The organism is Aporhodopirellula aestuarii, from assembly GCF_023701485.1.
GTDB classification, from domain to species: Bacteria; Planctomycetota; Planctomycetia; order Pirellulales; family Pirellulaceae; genus Rhodopirellula; species Rhodopirellula aestuarii.
In genome coordinates, this window is sequence record NZ_JAMQBK010000046.1 from 114,756 (window position 1) to 132,042 (window position 17,287).

The window sequence follows — 17,287 nt, forward strand, 5'->3', positions numbered from 1 at the left end:
CCGCACGGGACACTGGTGACAGGACAATCTCACCTGTTGCCTGTTACTTCCTGATCTCTCACCACGGGCGCCGCGTATGCGGGTCGCAAGCCCGTCATGATCGCCGCGGCGCAGGAGCCGGATACGATCGCGATCATGATCCACACCACCCTCGCAGCAGGTTTGCCAAACCGATTTTCAATATTGGCAAACGAACGGATTTTGTAGGGAGCGTCCCAGGGCCCGAGAGCGATGGCAGTGGCCACGACAGAAAGGGTGAGAGCTAAACAGCTAACGAAGAACTCATCCGTAGTCAAAACGCAATCTCGGTGTTCTGGGGCAGACGCATTCGAATTCAGACGTCGCTTTGACGCATCCGACGACGTATCTGCCGACGTTGCATCCTAGCCGTCTCAAGATCCGGATTGATGTCCAAGCAATAATCGAGCGCCTGAAGTGCCTTTTCCAAGTTCCCATTGAGATACCGGATCTTGGCCAAACTTTGCCAAGCGAGGTAATGGAAACGACAATGCCAAAGGCAGTTTTGATATGCCCGCTCAGCACGAACGAAATCTTCTAATCCGTGCCAGCAGATCGCCAGTTGGTGATGGGCTTCGGCATAAGTCGGCGCTTGATCGATCAAAATCAACGCCGGTGAGAGGGCGGCAGCGTACTCGCCCCCATCGTTGAGGTGCATCACCCGCAGCAGTTGCTGATGATGCAGCGGGGCAGCATCGCGAACCAAAACCGCTCGAAACGAGTCGTCCGCCACCAACCGCACGCCCCGATCGTCGTCCGAAATCGCCCGGCCCAATGCATCCACACTGCGGCGGTCGCCCAGCATTCCAAGGGCAAGTGCCGCGGCCCGACGCTGCTCCACCACACCGCGGCCGAGCAGAGCGAGCAACGTCGCCGAGGTGTATGACTCGTCCACCTCATGGGCAAACCGGCATGAGTTCGCCGATTGCAGATATCGTCGATAGGCGGCTGTCAGCCGGGTAGTATGAACAAGAGGTGTCGTCACGATGTAATCCAATTGGGGCGGTATATTCGTTTCAATTATCCCACTGCTACGTCATCGAGGTCAAAGATCCGCTTTCTTTCTCTCCCCCATTTGACTTTCCGATGTTAGACCGATCAAGCTGACAGGCAAGGCGACAAATCAAAAAGAATTTGGGATGTGGAACGAGACGAAGCAGTGGCATCGAGCGTCGAGCCCGAAATAGCTGCCCTCGCCCCCTCTCCCTCACCCCGGCCACCCCCACGATGCTTTTTCACGGATCAAAATCGCCGCCGACGCGTCACTTTTGGTCGCTCGCGATCGGCGATCGGCGTCTCAAATTGCGTGCCGATCGAGCCGCCCGTTTGACAGCATTGCTGTTGTTCGCCCTGGTTGCCCGGCCGGCGATGGCACAGCCTCCTTTGCCTAGTCCGTTGGCAGCCGAATCGCTGGCGCGAACGCGAATCACCATGAGTGTCGAGGAACAGACCCTCGGCACCCTGCTCGACCAAGTCCTTCGGTCTGTCGTCGCCGGCGAACCACCGACCAGCGAGACGTCGCGTGAGCCCCCGCCCAGTCCGGTCCGCTCGATCTGGATGGATCGCCGCGTCGATCCCACCACGAAAGTGAGCCTCACGGTCGCTTCCACGCCGGCCGCTCAGGTCATGCTGGAATTACTCCGCAAGGACAACCTCGCGATGTTCCCTCTCCCCGGCGTGATGCTGGTTGGCAGGAGCGAATGGGTGGACACGGCGGCCAGCCAACTGGCAGTCGGCCCAACCACGAGCCGCGATCTCATCTCCGTCCGCTGGCCCACCGGCAGTACGGCGGCGGAAGTGCTCGCCTTGATCCTCGCTTCACCCGACTCAGCCCCCGGCGACACGGACATTACCGACCTGGCGACTTTCCGTCTGCCAAACCCGCACGATCACACACGTGCCCTCGAAGTCACTTGGCTCCCGCATGACATCTGGCCGTCAGGGAAACTCATCCATGTCGACCGCAGCACGGCGGTTTCGCTGGTGCTTGCCCAATTCGATCTCAGCCTCAAACGGGGAACACGATTAGAAACCCTGATGTCGAAGACAGCTCCCGCGGACGGCGCACCGCCCATCAGCCGAGCAACGGAAATGCCGAGCGGTGTCCAAGCCTGGACCGAAACGTTGCCTGCCAAACCTTTTCCGCTCACGTACCCTGCCGGCGATTCGGCAAACGAAATCCGCAAACGCCTAGCCGGCGAAAAACCGCGACCGTCCATTCGGGCAAGCGGCAAACAGCTCACGATCCTGGCCACGGCGGCAACCCACCGTCTCGCGCTGGCAACCCACTGGATCGCCGCGCCCGCGGAGACTGGCGGAAAGCCAGGGGCGACACCAAAATCCGCCGTCTTCGATCTCAAGCTGGTCAACAAAGCGGCAGGGGATGTGTTGCGTCAACTGGCAGCCGCCGATGGGAAAAAAATCCGAATCGAAGCAAACGCGGAGCTGGGCAGTCAAAAACGGATCAATCTCGACGGATCCAAAAAAACCCTCAAAGAGCTCGCCGAAATTGTCGCCGCATCCGCTGGACTGGCCATCCAATGGAACGGGGACGAAGTCATTGTCAGCAAGCCGTAAGCGCCAAGCAATCAATGCGACTCGACGTCTTGGTGCGTGTTTCCGGAAGCCGCGGAAGCCATCACGATGCTCGTCACCCTTGATACGTAGCGACGCTCGCCAGCATGTGGTGCACGGTCGGGGGGACAACGATTGTTTTTGTGATTTTTCTAGCGGAACGGCGTGAGCCGTTCGGTCCCGAGTTACCGGACGGCTTGCGGGCTGCTGTTTTTGTGAGCCGACAGCGCTAGCCGCGGGCCTAACGGCTAGAACGCCATTGGAGGCCCGCAGCTAGCGCTGTCGGCTCACTCATTTTTGCGAAACGCCTAAAACAACAGCCCGCTTGCGTCGTTCCGATACTTTTGAAATCTCGCAGTAAGCGAGCGACGCGCAAAGTGCCGCTGTCCAGCGAGACGATTTCGCGCGACGTTGTCTCCCTACCAAACCATTCAAGACTCGCTACGCGGCTTTACGTTGCTCGCTTTGTGATGCCGCCCCGAGCGCCGGGACGTTGGCTCGCTTGCGACGGAGATCTCGCATCGCGACTGCGTTTTCGTGCAGCTGTGCTTCGATTTGCCGGATCCGTTCCTGCATCGACGCGTTGGCATCGAGGCTCGCATCCAGCTCCGCCGAAACGCTCTGCAATTGTTTCCGCAGATCGCTCTCTAGAATCTGCAACATCTGTGCTTTCTTCTGCATCGCAACCGCTTGCGGCTGGAACTGCTTGGCCGATTCAAGCTCAGTGGTGGCTTCTTGTAACTCACGCCGGAGCGTCCCTATGACCTCGGTTTGTTCGTCGATTTGCTGTTGGACCAGTTGTTGCTCGCGGCTGTAGACCGAGATCCGTTCGTCGCGTTGCTCGAGTTCCGTTTGCAGTTTCGCTTCCATGCTTCGACGCGTTCGCAATTCGGCCTCGGCGGTTGCCAACGCGGCCGATTTTTGAGCAACGTTTTCCTTGAGTTTTTCGAACTCGGGGCGGAACGAGTGCAGTCGCTGAATTTCAGCCCGATGACGATTGATCGCGTCTTCTTGTTCGGCGATTCGTGACTGTAACTCTTCGATTCGCTGGTCCTTACCCGTCAAACGCTCACTGAGTTCTTGAGCCTGGACTTTCAGTTCGTTGGTGGAGGAATAAATCTCTTTGAGCTTCGTTTCGTGCTCACAGCGAACGCGACCGGCCTGTTCGAGCTCCGCTTCCAATGATTCGATCTGGGCTTCCATTTGACTCACTGCCGTTTCGGCGGTCACGCGACCATCGATCGCAGCTTGAATCCGCGAGGTGCGTTCGTCGAGCTGTTCCAACAAATCGTCGTGCTCGCTTTGCAACGTTTGGACTTGCAGCGTCGTCGCTTGCAATTCTTTCTCGAGACGTTCGACATCGGCCTGATGGGTGTCGGACTGTTCTCGGTGTTGTTGGCTGGCTTGGATAGCGACTTCGTACTGATCCCGTAGGGACGCGTATTCCTTTTGCAACTCGGAATACTTCTCATCCGTCTCGCTCGCGAGCGTTGACGCTTCCGCTTTTTGGTTTTCGATTTCGATGCGTTCCGTGGCGAATTGATCGCGTTGTTGGAGCGCGTGATCGCGCTGCTCGACCGCTTCATCACGCTGCATCGTCAGGTCGTCACATCGTTCACGGAGCTCTTCAATTTCGGCTGCAAGTTTCTCGCAACGACCCGAAATCAAACCGTATTCCCGTGCGTTATCATCGCGTTGCTGGATCAACAGATCGCGTTCGGTTTCTAGCGAATCACGCTGCGTTTGTGCGGTTTCGAGTCCTTCACGGAGCGAAACGATCTCTTGTTCCAACTCTTCGCCACGTGCCGAATACTGTCCAATTTCCTGTTGACCTTCGTCACGCTGCTTGATCAGAGCGTCGCGTTCTTCTTCGATCGTTTCGCGTTGCGTCAGAGCGGTTTCGAGACGCTCACGGAGCGAAACAATCTCCTGTTCCAGTTCGTCGGCGCGTGAGGAAAGCTGCCCAATCTCGCGTTGATTCTCTTCGCGTTGCGTTTGCAGTGCATCGCGTTCTGCTTCGAGTTCGGCACGTTGTGTTTGCACATTCTCGAGTTGCTCGCGAACGGTAGCGACTTCTTGATCGAGCCGTTCGTTTTGAGCAACAAGTTGCTCGCTGCGTGACTGCAGGTCTTCAATTTGCGTTCCGGCAGCTTCGGCCGCGGCGGCCAACTCGTCCATTTTCGACGCCGCTTCGCTGAACTTAGCTTCGGCGTCTTGAAGTTGACCGCGAACTTTATCGAGCTCGACAGCGGTATCTTCAGCTCGATCCAACGCGGAATCACGCTGTTGCTGCGCATCGCGGCACGCTAGCTCGAATCTGCTGTGCTCCGCCTGCAGTTTGCCCATCTCGTTTTCGAGCGATTCAGTGTGCTGTTTCTGACTATCGAGGGCGTGCCGGAGGGAATCGATTTCATTTCGATAATCTTCGCACTGTTGCTCAAACGTCTGCGCGCTACGTGACAGCTCGATGTATTGGTGTTTGCGGTCTCGGGCGGCTGCCTTCGCCTTATTGTACTTTGATTCAGCCTCTTTGATGGCTTGCATGTCGCGGCTGCGGTCCCGATACCAGAGCAGATGTCCGACCAGTATTCCCCCCATCACGAACAGGAAAGCAGACAAAAAAGGGATTCCAATCCAAGTGCTCATCTGAGACTCCGCTGTTGACCTCCATCCTGAGGCCACTGGGCTCACCCCCCCATTCGCGATGCGAAAAAGTGTGAACCGATTCTCGGGCATTCATGCGGATCGTCCGCAACCAGTCCGGGCTGTAGCAATTTCACCGCACGGGTGTCCAGGGCATTCCCACCAATGGGCTGCAAAAAATTTCGGGCGTGTTGCTGCAGTGGACGTACTAGGTAGACTCTTGTTATGGGGGTAAACTAAAACGGCGGGCGAGTTTGTCGACTGCACGAATTCACCCCCCCCACGGCCCCCATTCGGATTCCACTGGAACGCTCGCATGCCGTCAATTACTAATCAAATGCAAGGAGAAATCTTGGTGCTCGGCTTTACCGACACAAAGATTCTCGATAGCCAGAAAATCGAAGCCGTAGGCCGAGAACTGCAAGACGCCGTCGACGAAGCGATTCACAAGCGCTTGCTGCTAAATTTTCGCGGCGTCTCGTTCATGTCTTCGGCGATGATCACCAAACTCGTGATGCTCAACAAACGGTGCAAAGCACAGGGTGTTGCTCTGAAGTTTTGCGAAGTTTCGCCAAACGTGATGGAAGTCTTTAAAATCACGAAACTCAATAAGCTATTTGACATTCAAGATAGCGAAGAACGAGCATTAGCTAGTTTCGACAAGAAGGGCTGGTTCAGCTGACCCCGCAGGAGATTCAGGCCCTCGTTGAGGCCGAGCGATCAGAAATCGCAGCGGAAATCCATGACGGGTTGTTGCCCTATCTCTTCGCTTCCGCCGCCAAAATTGCAGCGATTCGTCAATCGCCCGACGTCATCGGTGGGCCCCTCGAACTGCCGCTGGACGACATTGCTCAGTGGATTGATCAGTCCCGTGAAGTCGCCCGAAAGCTGATGTCCGGGATCAGTTACCCTCCTGCCGCGATTGTCGATCCGATTCGCGCGGCCAAAGAATTTCTGGACGAAGTTCTTGATTTCTCCACGGGTGACCAGCCCCCTATCATTTCATGGCCGAGCGAACAGGGTGCCGGTGGCTCCCCAATCTCGGGCAAACTTCCATCGCAGACGGCGATCGCGGTCTACCGACTGACGACCGAGTTCGTCCGAAACGCTGTCCGACACGCGGATGCCAAATTGATTGAAGTTTCCGTGAAAGATTCGGATCAGGGCGTTCTCATCTGCGTCACCGATGATGGAACCGGGTACGATCCGGATAAGGTGTCCCGAGAACAGATCCACGGGCTGACTTTGGCCAAACAGCGTGCCGCAGCAGGAGGAGTCGAATTGCAAATCGAATCGTGCCAACAGCGGAACTCGCCGATTGCCACCGGAACCCGCGTGACAATGAAGGTAAAGATGTGAATAAACTCGTCGATTTGAATTCTGGCCCGGCGACGTCAGGAACGAGCGGGCTTGATGCGGTCGCAGACGTGTCCGCGGAAATCGCCGACGCTTGGACGAAATTCCACATCGCTGCTGACCAACTACGAACGGTCATTCGTGGTAAAGACGATGTGGTCGAACTCGTTTTGACGTCGCTACTGGCGGAGGGTTCGATCCTGCTTGAGGACGTTCCCGGCGTCGGCAAAACGACGTTAGCCAAGTCCGTCGCGCGATTGATCGACCTGGAGTATCAGCGGATTCAGTGCACTCCCGACCTGTTGCCTGGCGATATCCTCGGTGGTTCGATTTATCGACCCGCCATCGGTGAGTTTGAGTTTCGCCCCGGTCCGGTCTTCTGCAATCTGTTGGTCGCCGACGAAATCAATCGCGCCTCGCCCCGAACACAGAGCGCTTTATTGGAAGCGATGGCGGAAACGCAGGTCACGATCGAGGGACAACGCTACGATCTCAAACACCCGTTTATCGTTATCGCGACGCAAAATCCGGCGGGATTCGAGGGCACCTTCCCGCTGCCCGAATCGCAACTCGACCGGTTCCTATTTCGGCTGAAGATGGACTATCCGGATCCGATCAGCGAGGTCGATTTATTGGTCCAGCAATCGGACCACGAACCGGTACGAGACCTCAAACCGGTGATGCACGTCGACGACTTGGAATGCCTGCAGCGTTGGGTGCGCAGCATCCGCGTCGATCGCAAGATCGCTACCTACATCGTTGCCTTGGCGACAGCCACTCGTATCGACGGTCGGTTGAGGGTCGGGTGCAGCCCGCGAGGTTGCAAGATGTTGCTCCGCGCCGCCCAAGCACGAGCAGGCCTAGAAGGGCGAGACTTCGTCCTCCCCGATGACGTCCAATATCTGGCCGTCGCCACACTGGGCCACCGCGTCAGTTCACGGCACGCCTCTCACGCGATGGACGAAACGGGGCAAATCATCGAATCGATCGTTGCGAAAACGGAAATCCCGCTGGTTGGTTGAGACGAGTGCGTTTCCGCCATCTGCTGGGCGGCCTCGGGCAGCACGGCAAAAATCAGTCCCGCCCGGCGGTGCCAACTGAGGCTCGTCCCCGCTGCTCACCGCGTAACTGCACCCGCTGCCATTCCCAGTGTCGCGGATTCCCACCTTAACGCCTCTGAGGGATGTTCGGGTGGTAACGATTAGGGGATTTTGGGACCAACACTCAAAATCCTCTACCTATCCGTCCTTGTCCAGCTAAACTGACTCTGTGTGACGGCAATTTGCGGTTCGTCACTGGGAAAAATGAGGTCTGCACCCAATTTGGAGTGCAGAATTGTAGCGTCAGAGGCTCATCCCCCCATTTAGCAGGTACGTTTTTCATGTCGACTGTGACAATCTCGTCGGACTCCAACGAACACGCAAAACGTTCGGGTGCAACGCCAGTCGGCACGACGCTGTACTACGAGGACCTGGCGCCCGGTCAGATTTGGCAGAGTCCCTCACGAGAGATCACGCTCGACGATGTCCGTGAGTTCTCCTCTTTGACCGGCGATTTTGATCCGCTGCATGCTGCCGGCGACTCACAAACCGCGTCCGAGTCAGCGGCGAACTCGCCTTTTGGCAAGCCGGTGGCTCACGGGATACTCGGGCTCAGCGTTTTGGCTGGGCTATCGACGGAATATCCTCGTGCAGCGACGCTGGCCCTAGTCGGAATTACCGATTGGCAGTTTGAGAACCCGATCTTCTTCGGTGAAGTCGTTCACGTCGTCACCGAGATCGAAACGGTGGCTCCTCACGGACGACGCGCCGGACGGATCGTTTGGTTGCGGAAGCTGATTTCAAGCGATGGCCGGTTGCTGCAACAGGGTCGGTTCATCACGTTGGTCGCATCGAACCGCCGGAGCGGTTATGCGAATCCGGCGACGAAGTCGACCGCGACGCCGCGTCACCCACGCTAAATCCTCTCTGCCTCCCCAAGCCACAACGACGTGAGTGAACGCTTCGCCAATGCCCCGATTTCTCGTTTAGTCGGATTTCGCGTACACCCACCTGACGAATCGGCCCAAGAATCCTTGGGCGAAGCGATCGTCGAAATCGATTGCGGGCCTCAACATCACAACCCGATGGGCCGCGTCCATGGCGGACTGATATCGGCGCTAGCTGACGCCGCGATGGGGATCGCGTTCGGCCGCACGTTGCTCGAAAGCGAAGACTTTTCGACTGTCGAAATGAAGGTCAGCTTCATTCGGCCGATTCGCGTGGGCATGCTCAAGGCGTCCGCGGTCGTGATTCAGCGAGGCCTGCGGATCGGTTTTGTGGACTGCCGTATCACAGACCGTCGCGGCAAACTGATCGCAACCGCGTCATCGACCTGCACCGTACTGTCGCAGTAGATACCGATGTTGCCATCTTCGTTGGCGACTCGTTGGCACCGAGAACTTCTCCCCACAAAACCACTGGCGATGCGATTGCGCTTACAATCGACGTTCTCCCGCTTTCCCCACCTCCCCATGCCAACACACAACGATGATGACTTCACGACGCCTTTGTCTGTTCGCAATCTCGGTATGTGCGATCCCGACGCTTCCCACCGCTGCTTTCGCCGATGACTTGCCCGCAACCGGGAAACGCGACGGAATCCCCCCTCGCAACGTTGTTTTTATCCTGACCGATGACCATCGCTACGACGCGATGGGATGTGCGGGACATCCAATTCTCGAAACGCCCCATCTCGATGCGATCGCCGCCAAGGGCGTGCACGTGAAAAACGCCTTCGTGACCACGAGTCTTTGCTCGCCGAGCCGGGCGTCGATTTTGACGGGACTCTACACGCACAAACACGGCGTCATTGATAACAATCGTCCCGTCCCCCAAGGCACGCGTTTCTTCCCCGAATACCTGCAACGCGCAGGCTACGAAACCGCATTCATTGGAAAGTGGCACATGGGCGGCGAGCACGATGACCCACGCCCGGGATTCGATCACTGGATCAGCTTTCGCGGCCAAGGCAACTATCTGCCACCGCGCCCCAATTACACACTCAACGTCAACGGCGAACGGGTGAAACAGAAGGGATACATCACCGACGAACTCACCGATTACGCGATCGACTGGCTGGACCGACAAACCACCAAAAAGCCGTTCTTTTTGTACCTGTCGCACAAAGCCGTCCACTCCAATTTCACTCCCGCCGAACGTCACCAAGGCCGATACGCGGACGCGGATCTGAGTTTCCTACCCACCGGCGACGATATCACGGCTGAGAACAACACGCCGCGTTGGGTCCGCGATCAACGAAACAGCTGGCACGGTATCGACTTTTCGTACCACAGTGCCCGGGGCCTCGATTATCTCTACCGCCGCTACTGCGAATCGGTGCTGGCGGTTGACGACAGCGTCGGACGCGTGATGGACAAACTCACCGAAATGGGCGTCCACGACGAAACACTGGTGATCTACATGGGCGACAACGGATTCATGTGGGGAGAACACGGCTTGATCGACAAACGCGTTTCCTACGAAGAGTCGATCCGAGTCCCCATGCTGATGCAGTGCCCCGAGCTGTTCGAGGGCAGCAAACCGCTCGAGAAGGTCATCGGAAATATTGACATCGCCCCCACGATCCTGCACGCCGCTGGACTCGCGAAGCCCGACTACATGGATGGCGAGAGTTTTTTGGAGATGCCGAACGATCGCGACATGCCATGGCGAGAATACTTTCTCTACGTCTACTACTGGGAAAAGAACTTCCCGCAAACGCCGACGCAGTTTGCCCTACGCGGCGACCGATTCAAATACATCACTTACTACGGGTTGTGGGACACCGACGAATTGTATGACCTAACCGTTGATCCGACTGAGACCAAAAATCTGATCTACGATCCTGCGTACAAGAGCGTCGCGAAGGAGATGGAAGACCAGCTGTACTCGATGTTGGCCGAAAAGGGCGGAATGGACATCCCGATGAACCAGCCCGCCGGTGGCATCAACAATAAACGCTGGGAAAAACGAGATGGCCATTCGGCCGCGGATTTCCCGGCCGCGATGGTCGTCGAAGAACCGATCAATCAGCAAGCGAATTGAATGGGAGTTCGGCTTGCGGTCGGTTCGGGAGAAACGTTAACAACAGATTAGACGCGTCCTCCTTTTTCCGAAAAAAAGCCGATGCCCATTCCAGCATTACGCCAACCGGCACCCGCCACCGGCTCGCCGGCAACGCAAACACCATCGCCCGCTTCACAGTCCGGTAGCCCGCGGCTGCGTTTGGTCCGTCCTGACTCGCACCTGGATTCCGACGATTCGAGCGTCGCAATCGCTCCTTTTGCTGATCGTGACGCGATCGGAATTCGGCGTCCTTGGATGACGTGGACGTATTTGATCACATCGGTTGTTCTCGGAATCGCGATCGTGACCCTCACCGGTTGCCAGTGGGCGGCGTCGAGCCAGAACAGCCAAGGTGCAGCGATGTACAACCAAGGCCAGTACACCGGCGCGATGGAACAGTTCCAGAAAGCGATCGCTTCGAACCCCAAAGATCCCGACGGCTATTACAACCTCGCGGCGACCACCCACCGACTGGGCAACCAACGACAGGACCCGAACCTGATTCGTCAAAGCGAAGCGTTGTACAACCAATGCCTTGATCACGATCCGAACCATGTCGATTGCCACCGCGGACTGGCGGTGCTCCTGGTTGATTCCGGGCGTCCTGACCGCGCCTTCACGCTGCTCAAGAACTGGGCCTCCCAGAACCCGAATCTTGCCGAACCACGGATCGAACTGGCCCGATTGTACGAAGAGCACGGTGAGCCCCAGACGGCACTCAAATATCTTGAGGACGCAGTTCAAACCGATGCCAACAACCCGCGTGCCTGGTTGGCTCTCGCTCGCCTGCGTGAAAACGGCGGCGATCCGGTGCAAGCCCTGCAGAATTACCAACGTGTTCTCGCCCTGAGCGGTGGAAGCATGGGAGGCAACTCGCAGCTCGCGACCGAACGCGTCGCGGCTCTGAGCCGGCAAATCAACTCCGCCTACGACGCCCAACTCAACGCCGGTGGTACTCAAATCGCTTCCCCCGCGTTCGGTTCGACTCGATACTGAATCCGGCGGGATCATCCCAACGGGGCATCCTACGGATATCAATCGCCTGGAAATTCAGACTCGACACTTCCGCTGGATCGATGCTTGGTGCCCGCGGTGTGATTGCTTAGGCACCCACAATTTCCTTTGGAAAACGGCCGGCGGACATCTTCCCCGGAGTTGCCCTTTGACGATCGATCCTGCTCGGTCTATAATCGAATCATGACAGGCAACGTCGCACCACCTTCGAGGCGACCGCTTGTACTTCTTCGGTCCCGGAGATGTTTGCGATTCTGGTGAACTTCGTTTCATCGAGGATGCACTCGATCTACCCGCTCTCGCCGAGGTTGTCCGCTGAATCACGACGGCTGGGTCACCAGCCACCGCATACTCGCGATTGACCGTATCGGTCGTCTGCGGCTGCGTATTCATTCAATGCGGACTGCGTCAGGAACCTCCTTGTTGGGACATTCCGACACAACACCCACATCCCATTACACTTCCACAAACCAAACGACTTTAGCGGGACTCTTGCCATGTTTGCGATGACTACTTCTTTCGGTGCCATGCTCGGTTTCATCGGGATGCCAGGAGCGCCCGAACTGTTGATCGTACTTTTCCTCGCCCTGTTACTCTTCGGCGGTGCCAAATTGCCAACGCTGATGCGAAACCTGGGCAAGAGCGCCAACGAGTTCAAACGCGGTATGGCTGAAACGGCTGATGACACCGACGAAACGGAAAAACTCAAGGAAAAGATCTGAGATGTTCGGTCTGAGTTTCTTTGAAATGTCGGTGATCGGGATCATCGCAGTGGTGCTGTTTGGCGGCAACCTGCCCGAGGTCGCGCGGAAATTCGGTAGCACGTACAGCCAATTGCGACGAAGCCTGCAGGAGGTGCAGCAGCAATTTCGCGAAGCTCAGCGGGAAGTCGATCGGGCGATGACGATCAACGACAAGGCACCCGTTAATTCTTCTAGCACGATGTACGAAGACGACGAGGACGACACCCCCGAACCCTCGGCGCCCAAGTTCAAACCACCAAGCTGATCCACCACGGACCGCTCGGCAACCGAACGACGCAGTGGATTTCGCCAAAATTCCATGACGACGGAAGTCCTAGGGGTCAGGAATCATCCTCCTGCGAAATCGCACACCAACGTGGCGAAACGGCCCGACATCTTTGGCGATGCCGGGTCTTTTGCTTTGCCACAACCATCAACTCGCGCGATTCGTCGCGTCTTTGCTCCATTCTCGACGTCCTGTTACCGAAACGCTGAATTGCCCCTGATGTCTTCCCCCTCACCTCCCTTTCGGATCGGACTCGGTTACGACTCACACCGACTCGGCCCCGGCGGACCATTGAGGATCGGCGGGATCGACATTGAACAAGCTTCCGACGGCGTGCACGCGATCGGCCATAGCGATGCCGACGTGCTGCTGCATGCATTGACCGACGCGCTGCTCGGTGCGATCGCCGCCGCGGACATCGGCCGACTGTTTCCTGACGACGCGGAGGTCAATCGCGGACGCGATAGCCGCGACTTTGTCGCCGCTGCGATCGAAAAGGTCCACGAGACGGGATACGCCATCGGCAACGTCGATGCAGTGATTCTGGCCCAGCGGCCGAAGATGGCTCCCCACATCGACGACATGCGAAACGCGGTGGCGTCCATGCTCGGATGCCCCATCGACTCGATCGGCCTCAAAGCCAAAACGGGCGAAGGCGTCGACGCGGTCGGTCGCAGCGAAGCGATCGCAGCACGTGTCATCGTAATGCTGATCCGAAACTAAAAGTGACGCAACGCCTCGCGGCGTGAACCAACCACCTCTCGAAAGACGTGGTCCGCCGCCTATTCCATCGCTTCAACAACACGTGGCACAAAGAACCCATCGCCGCTGAGTTCAATGAGCGACTCAATGTCCAATGTTCCGTATCGTGAATACCCTGTGTGCACGATCAAGTTGGGCAAGATTTCCGCGTCACCATCATGATGAGTGTGCCCGCACAAGACGGTGTGAATGCGATCGGGATTCGCCTCCGCTGCCACGCGAAGCGCCTCGGCGACTCCACCGCAAACAAAAAACGGAGCCCAGTTCTCGTCGGTGGTCTTACCTTCGTACCAACACGATTCACGAAACGGCGGGACGTGTGTCGCGATCAACACGTGACGGACCGACTTAGGCAACGACGCGAGCTTAGAACTCAATCGCTCACCACTTTGACGGCCTTCCCGCTGCAAGATTTCACGCCATGTGTCTCGCGAACTCGTTCGAAAATCATCGATCAATTCGAAGTCGTTTGAACGAACCGTTGTATTTTCGTAGTCACCTTGAGTCGCGTCCCCCCATCCGTCGTCACCGATGAGGGCCGCATCCTTCGCGAGCATGACCGGCCCACAATCGGTGAGGTAATGCAATTGGGGAACATCGCGGGCGAGATCGATAATCTGCCGTCGTGTACCGCCAATTGACTTGCCGTAAAAATCGTGATTACCCAGCACGAAATAGATCGGCCGATCGAATGTTTCGGCCATGCACCGGAGTTGATAGGAGACGTCGTCACCTTCGGAGATGTCCCCCGTGAGGACCAACGCGGTCGGATGGTGACCGATGACCTCATCTGCCCACTCTCGCCACGTCTCCAATTTCGCGTGATCAAAATGCGGATCGGTGATCCACGCCATGGTCGCAACGGGCATGCGGTGAGCCCCGACACCATCGGAATGAGCAGGATCCATTCGGCGTATCAAAGCGATCGACCCTTCAGGGTAACTGGAGTTGATTCCGGAATCGATTTCCGCAACGACGCGTGCGTCTCGGAACAGGTCTCAACGGCGTGATGTTGAGAAAGAGTGCCGCGTGGGAATGAGCCGACGAAAACCGCCAGGGTCCGGAACGTTCGCGGGATTCCCCCGCGTGACTTTGTCCACAAAATTTAATGGGCAAAACTCACAATCGGCACGCCGCTGAACCGCCATCCCCAACCGGAATGACGGTTCGTCATCACACAGAGGCTCAAACGCTTTAAGCGGTTGCGACCAAACCGGCGGCTTCGGCGAGTTCTTCGGCCTTGTCGGTCTTTTCCCACGTGAAGGCATCGCCTTCACGACCGAAGTGACCACCTGCGGTGGTTTCGGTGAAGATGGGACGACGCAGTTGCAAGTGCTCGATGATTTGGCCTGGCTTCAGATCGAAGTGCTTACGAACGAGTTCGCACAACTTCGAATCAGCAATCTTGCCGGTACCTTCGGTATCAACGTGCACGCTGACAGGTTCGGTCACGCCGATCGCGTAGGCGAGTTGCACTTCGCAACGCTCGGCCAATCCTGAAGCGACGATGTTCTTGGCAACGTAGCGTGCCATGTAAGCCGCACTGCGGTCCACCTTGGTTGAGTCTTTCCCACTGAAAGCTCCACCACCATGGCGTCCCCAGCCGCCGTACGTGTCGACGATAATCTTGCGTCCCGTCAAACCACAGTCACCGTGAGGGCCACCGATTTCAAACTTGCCGGTCGGGTTGATGTGATAGGTGATGTCACCCTTGTCGAGTTCGGCTGGGATCGAAGGCTTGATCACGTGCTCGATGATGAATGCACGAATTTCATCGTTGGTCACGCCCGGAGCGTGCTGGGCACTGACGACGACGGTATCGATACGAACCGGCTTGTTGCCTTCGTATTCCACCGTGACTTGGCTCTTGTTATCGGGCCGGAGCCAGCTGACTTCTTTGTTGAAGCGGGCTTCGGTGATGCGGTTGATGATCCGGTGTGACAGAGCGATCGGCAACGGCATCAATTCGGGGGTATCGCCACAGGCGTAACCGAACATCAAACCTTGGTCGCCTGCACCGATTTCCTTGTTCGACGCTTCGTCCGAGTTCACACCCTGAGCGATGTCGGGGCTTTGCGAATCGAGGCGCACTTGGACTTCGCAATTGGCTCCGTCGATGCCGGTATCGGCGTTGTTGTATCCGACCGAAAGGATGGCTTCGCGAACAATTTTCTCGTAGTCGACGTCGGCCTTGGTGGTGATTTCGCCAGCGATGACGGCTAGGTTGGTGTTTACGAGGGTTTCACAAGCGACGCGGCTCATCGGGTCCTGCGCGAGTAACGCGTCCAGGATGCTGTCGGAAATTCGGTCGGCCAACTTATCGGGGTGCCCCATGCTGACCGATTCGCTGGTGAAAAGGTAACGACCTGACTGATTACTCACTACTGAAAACTCCGCGGTTTCGGCCCCCCGCGTGTTTAGAGCACGCACGAAGCCACATTGGTCAAAAAGAAGTCTCCGCAAATCGCGTGAACCCGGACATTCGGGAAAAATCGTCGCGCCGCCGGAAACCTTGGCAACGTGTACAATAATCTCACGAGGGGTTTCTGAAAACCGACGACTTTGGCGGTTTTTCCCGATTACTCAGATTGCCATTGGCGTGAATATCCGCCTGACGAATTGATGCCCAAGCACCTGCCCCCGGATACCCGCCCCCGTTGGCCCGCGATGATCACATCGCTGGGGATGCACGTGCTGGTCTTGCTGGGCATGATTTGGCTGCTCGCATCTCGGCCCAGCCAGGGGACGGTGGAGGATGCCAACGTCCGAAGCGTCGGCATGGCCATCGCCCACCGCATGCCCGATCGGACGCGGTACGTCACCGAGCCCGAAGAGACGGCCAAGCTTCCATTGGCGCCCCAATCGTCCACGGCAGCGGCCGCAACGGCTCCCGCTCCGCCCAAATCGACCTCAAAAACGTCAGCTGACGCCTCCTCCGATTCATCTGCCGCGGGCGGAACCTCCTCGTCAGAGCAAACCGCCACGGGGATCAAGCCGCCGATCGACCTGTCCAAAATCCTCGCCGAAATGACCGGTACCGGCAGCGCAACCGGCACCGATCGCGGTAGCCAAAGTGGCAGCGGTGCGGGCGGTCCGGCATCGCTCGTCCACGGCCGCATCCGATTCGCCGACGGACGAACGGTCGATCAGCTCGGCGACCGAGAACTCGTCCCCGGAGTCGCCCGTTCCGGCCAAGGTGCCGGGACAACGACCACCCAAGTCTTCGGTGTTTCAGGAACCGGCAGCACGTTTGTCTACGTTTTTGACCGCAGCGAGAGCATGAAAGCTGCGGGATCGGCCCCCCTGCGGGCCTCCAAAACGGAGCTCATCCGCAGTCTCGAAACGTTAACCGAACGTCAACAGTTTCAAATCATCTTCTACAACGATTCCGCCGACGTCTTTCGCAGTGAAGGGGATCGCATCGGACTGGTCACCGGCGAGGAGGCGACGATCGAGCGGGCGAAAGAATTCGTCCGGCGAACCACCGCCATCGGCGGAACCGAACACGAAACAGCCCTTCGTATGGCACTGCGGTTGGCTCCAGACGTGATCTTCTTCCTCACCGACGCCAAAATTCAGACGATGTCGCAACAGCAACTCGATGACATCACCCGCCGCGCCGAAAATGCGGGGACCACCATCCACGCGATCCAATTCGGCACCGGCCCGCCACCGGCGAACACGTTTCTCGAACGTCTCGTTCGCCGCAACGGCGGCGGCTACCGCTACGTCGACGTAACCACGCTGCCTTAGACGCCTGCCTGAACGAGCTGCCCCTCGACCTT

General features: G+C 57.6%; 17 protein-coding genes. 12 read left to right on the forward strand and 5 right to left on the reverse strand.

The features are described 5' to 3' along the window. Positions 1 to 29 precede the first annotated feature (29 nt). A complete protein-coding gene (locus tag NB063_RS17775; RefSeq protein ID WP_250930095.1) occupies positions 30 to 245 on the reverse strand; it encodes a hypothetical protein in 216 nt (71 codons plus the stop codon). Between the two features lie 89 nt (positions 246 to 334). Continuing rightward, complete coding sequence (locus tag NB063_RS17780; RefSeq protein WP_250930096.1) at positions 335 to 1,003, reverse strand: tetratricopeptide repeat protein; 669 nt, start codon at positions 1,001 to 1,003, stop codon at positions 335 to 337. Positions 1,004 to 1,245: 242 nt separating this feature from the next. Here NB063_RS17780 and NB063_RS17785 point away from each other — a divergent pair, with 242 nt between their 5' ends. After that, complete coding sequence (locus NB063_RS17785) at positions 1,246 to 2,595, forward strand: hypothetical protein (protein ID WP_250930097.1); 1,350 nt, start codon at positions 1,246 to 1,248, stop codon at positions 2,593 to 2,595. Positions 2,596 to 3,033: 438 nt separating this feature from the next. Here NB063_RS17785 and NB063_RS17790 read toward each other — a convergent pair whose 3' ends face one another. Further along, the gene (locus NB063_RS17790) at positions 3,034 to 5,238 is read right to left on the reverse strand and encodes a coiled-coil domain-containing protein (RefSeq protein WP_250930098.1); all 2,205 of its coding nucleotides are present in this window, start codon (positions 5,236 to 5,238) and stop codon (positions 3,034 to 3,036) included. Between the two features lie 313 nt (positions 5,239 to 5,551). On the opposite strand from NB063_RS17790, the gene NB063_RS17795 reads away from it, so the two are divergent. From NB063_RS17795 to ispF, 10 genes are all read left to right on the forward strand, one after another. Next, entirely contained in the window at positions 5,552 to 5,917 is a 366-nt protein-coding gene (locus tag NB063_RS17795; protein WP_250930099.1) for an STAS domain-containing protein, read from the forward strand. Positions 5,918 to 5,988: 71 nt separating this feature from the next. Further along, positions 5,989 to 6,594 carry a sensor histidine kinase gene (locus NB063_RS17800; protein WP_250930100.1) on the forward strand — a complete coding sequence of 202 codons (606 nt, stop codon included), beginning with the start codon at positions 5,989 to 5,991 and terminating at the stop codon, positions 6,592 to 6,594. A gap of 80 nt (positions 6,595 to 6,674) precedes the next feature. Further along, positions 6,675 to 7,613, forward strand: coding sequence for an AAA family ATPase (locus NB063_RS17805; protein ID WP_407652654.1), 939 nt, complete (start codon positions 6,675 to 6,677; stop codon positions 7,611 to 7,613). A 359-nt stretch (positions 7,614 to 7,972) separates the two neighbouring features. Continuing rightward, the gene (locus tag NB063_RS17810) at positions 7,973 to 8,551 is read left to right on the forward strand and encodes a MaoC family dehydratase (protein WP_250930102.1); all 579 of its coding nucleotides are present in this window, start codon (positions 7,973 to 7,975) and stop codon (positions 8,549 to 8,551) included. Between the two features lie 30 nt (positions 8,552 to 8,581). Beyond that, entirely contained in the window at positions 8,582 to 8,986 is a 405-nt protein-coding gene (locus tag NB063_RS17815) for a PaaI family thioesterase (protein WP_250930103.1), read from the forward strand. Positions 8,987 to 9,119: 133 nt separating this feature from the next. Next, entirely contained in the window at positions 9,120 to 10,676 is a 1,557-nt protein-coding gene (locus NB063_RS17820; protein WP_407652652.1) for a sulfatase family protein, read from the forward strand. An 81-nt stretch (positions 10,677 to 10,757) separates the two neighbouring features. After that, the gene (locus NB063_RS17825; RefSeq protein ID WP_250930104.1) at positions 10,758 to 11,693 is read left to right on the forward strand and encodes a tetratricopeptide repeat protein; all 936 of its coding nucleotides are present in this window, start codon (positions 10,758 to 10,760) and stop codon (positions 11,691 to 11,693) included. A 524-nt stretch (positions 11,694 to 12,217) separates the two neighbouring features. Further along, positions 12,218 to 12,433 (forward strand): twin-arginine translocase TatA/TatE family subunit, encoded by a 216-nt coding sequence (tatA, locus tag NB063_RS17830; RefSeq protein ID WP_250930105.1) that lies wholly within the window; start codon positions 12,218 to 12,220, stop codon positions 12,431 to 12,433. A 1-nt stretch (position 12,434) separates the two neighbouring features. Further along, the gene (locus NB063_RS17835) at positions 12,435 to 12,719 is read left to right on the forward strand and encodes a Sec-independent protein translocase subunit TatA/TatB (RefSeq protein ID WP_250930106.1); all 285 of its coding nucleotides are present in this window, start codon (positions 12,435 to 12,437) and stop codon (positions 12,717 to 12,719) included. 240 nt (positions 12,720 to 12,959) lie between these two features. After that, positions 12,960 to 13,463 (forward strand): 2-C-methyl-D-erythritol 2,4-cyclodiphosphate synthase, encoded by a 504-nt coding sequence (ispF, locus tag NB063_RS17840; RefSeq protein WP_250930107.1) that lies wholly within the window; start codon positions 12,960 to 12,962, stop codon positions 13,461 to 13,463. 59 nt (positions 13,464 to 13,522) lie between these two features. On the opposite strand, the gene NB063_RS17845 is transcribed toward ispF, so the two are convergent. Together NB063_RS17845 and metK are read right to left on the reverse strand one after the other, a co-directional pair. Then, complete coding sequence (locus NB063_RS17845) at positions 13,523 to 14,410, reverse strand: metallophosphoesterase family protein (protein WP_250930108.1); 888 nt, start codon at positions 14,408 to 14,410, stop codon at positions 13,523 to 13,525. 286 nt (positions 14,411 to 14,696) lie between these two features. After that, positions 14,697 to 15,884, reverse strand: a complete 1,188-nt coding sequence (gene metK, locus NB063_RS17850) for a methionine adenosyltransferase (protein ID WP_322975237.1) — start codon at positions 15,882 to 15,884, stop codon at positions 14,697 to 14,699. A gap of 240 nt (positions 15,885 to 16,124) precedes the next feature. Here metK and NB063_RS17855 point away from each other — a divergent pair, with 240 nt between their 5' ends. Further along, a complete protein-coding gene (locus tag NB063_RS17855; protein WP_250930109.1) occupies positions 16,125 to 17,255 on the forward strand; it encodes a vWA domain-containing protein in 1,131 nt (376 codons plus the stop codon). The last annotated feature ends 32 nt before the right edge of the window (positions 17,256 to 17,287 follow it).

What these genes read in the sequence shown, in the direction of transcription:
- NB063_RS17795 (WP_250930099.1), top strand. Translation starts at nt 5,552, where the DNA reads ATGCCGTCAATTACTAATCAAATGCAAGGAGAAATCTTGGTGCTCGGC.
- ispF (WP_250930107.1), top strand. Translation starts at nt 12,960, where the DNA reads ATGTCTTCCCCCTCACCTCCCTTTCGGATCGGACTCGGTTACGACTCA.
- NB063_RS17835 (WP_250930106.1), top strand. Translation starts at nt 12,435, where the DNA reads ATGTTCGGTCTGAGTTTCTTTGAAATGTCGGTGATCGGGATCATCGCA.
- tatA (WP_250930105.1), top strand. Translation starts at nt 12,218, where the DNA reads ATGACTACTTCTTTCGGTGCCATGCTCGGTTTCATCGGGATGCCAGGA.
- NB063_RS17820 (WP_407652652.1), top strand. Translation starts at nt 9,120, where the DNA reads ATGATGACTTCACGACGCCTTTGTCTGTTCGCAATCTCGGTATGTGCG.
- NB063_RS17845 (WP_250930108.1), bottom strand. Translation starts at nt 14,410, where the DNA reads ATGGATCCTGCTCATTCCGATGGTGTCGGGGCTCACCGCATGCCCGTT.
- NB063_RS17810 (WP_250930102.1), top strand. Translation starts at nt 7,973, where the DNA reads ATGTCGACTGTGACAATCTCGTCGGACTCCAACGAACACGCAAAACGT.
- NB063_RS17790 (WP_250930098.1), bottom strand. Translation starts at nt 5,238, where the DNA reads ATGAGCACTTGGATTGGAATCCCTTTTTTGTCTGCTTTCCTGTTCGTG.
- NB063_RS17785 (WP_250930097.1), top strand. Translation starts at nt 1,246, where the DNA reads ATGCTTTTTCACGGATCAAAATCGCCGCCGACGCGTCACTTTTGGTCG.
- NB063_RS17825 (WP_250930104.1), top strand. Translation starts at nt 10,758, where the DNA reads ATGCCCATTCCAGCATTACGCCAACCGGCACCCGCCACCGGCTCGCCG.
- NB063_RS17855 (WP_250930109.1), top strand. Translation starts at nt 16,125, where the DNA reads ATGCCCAAGCACCTGCCCCCGGATACCCGCCCCCGTTGGCCCGCGATG.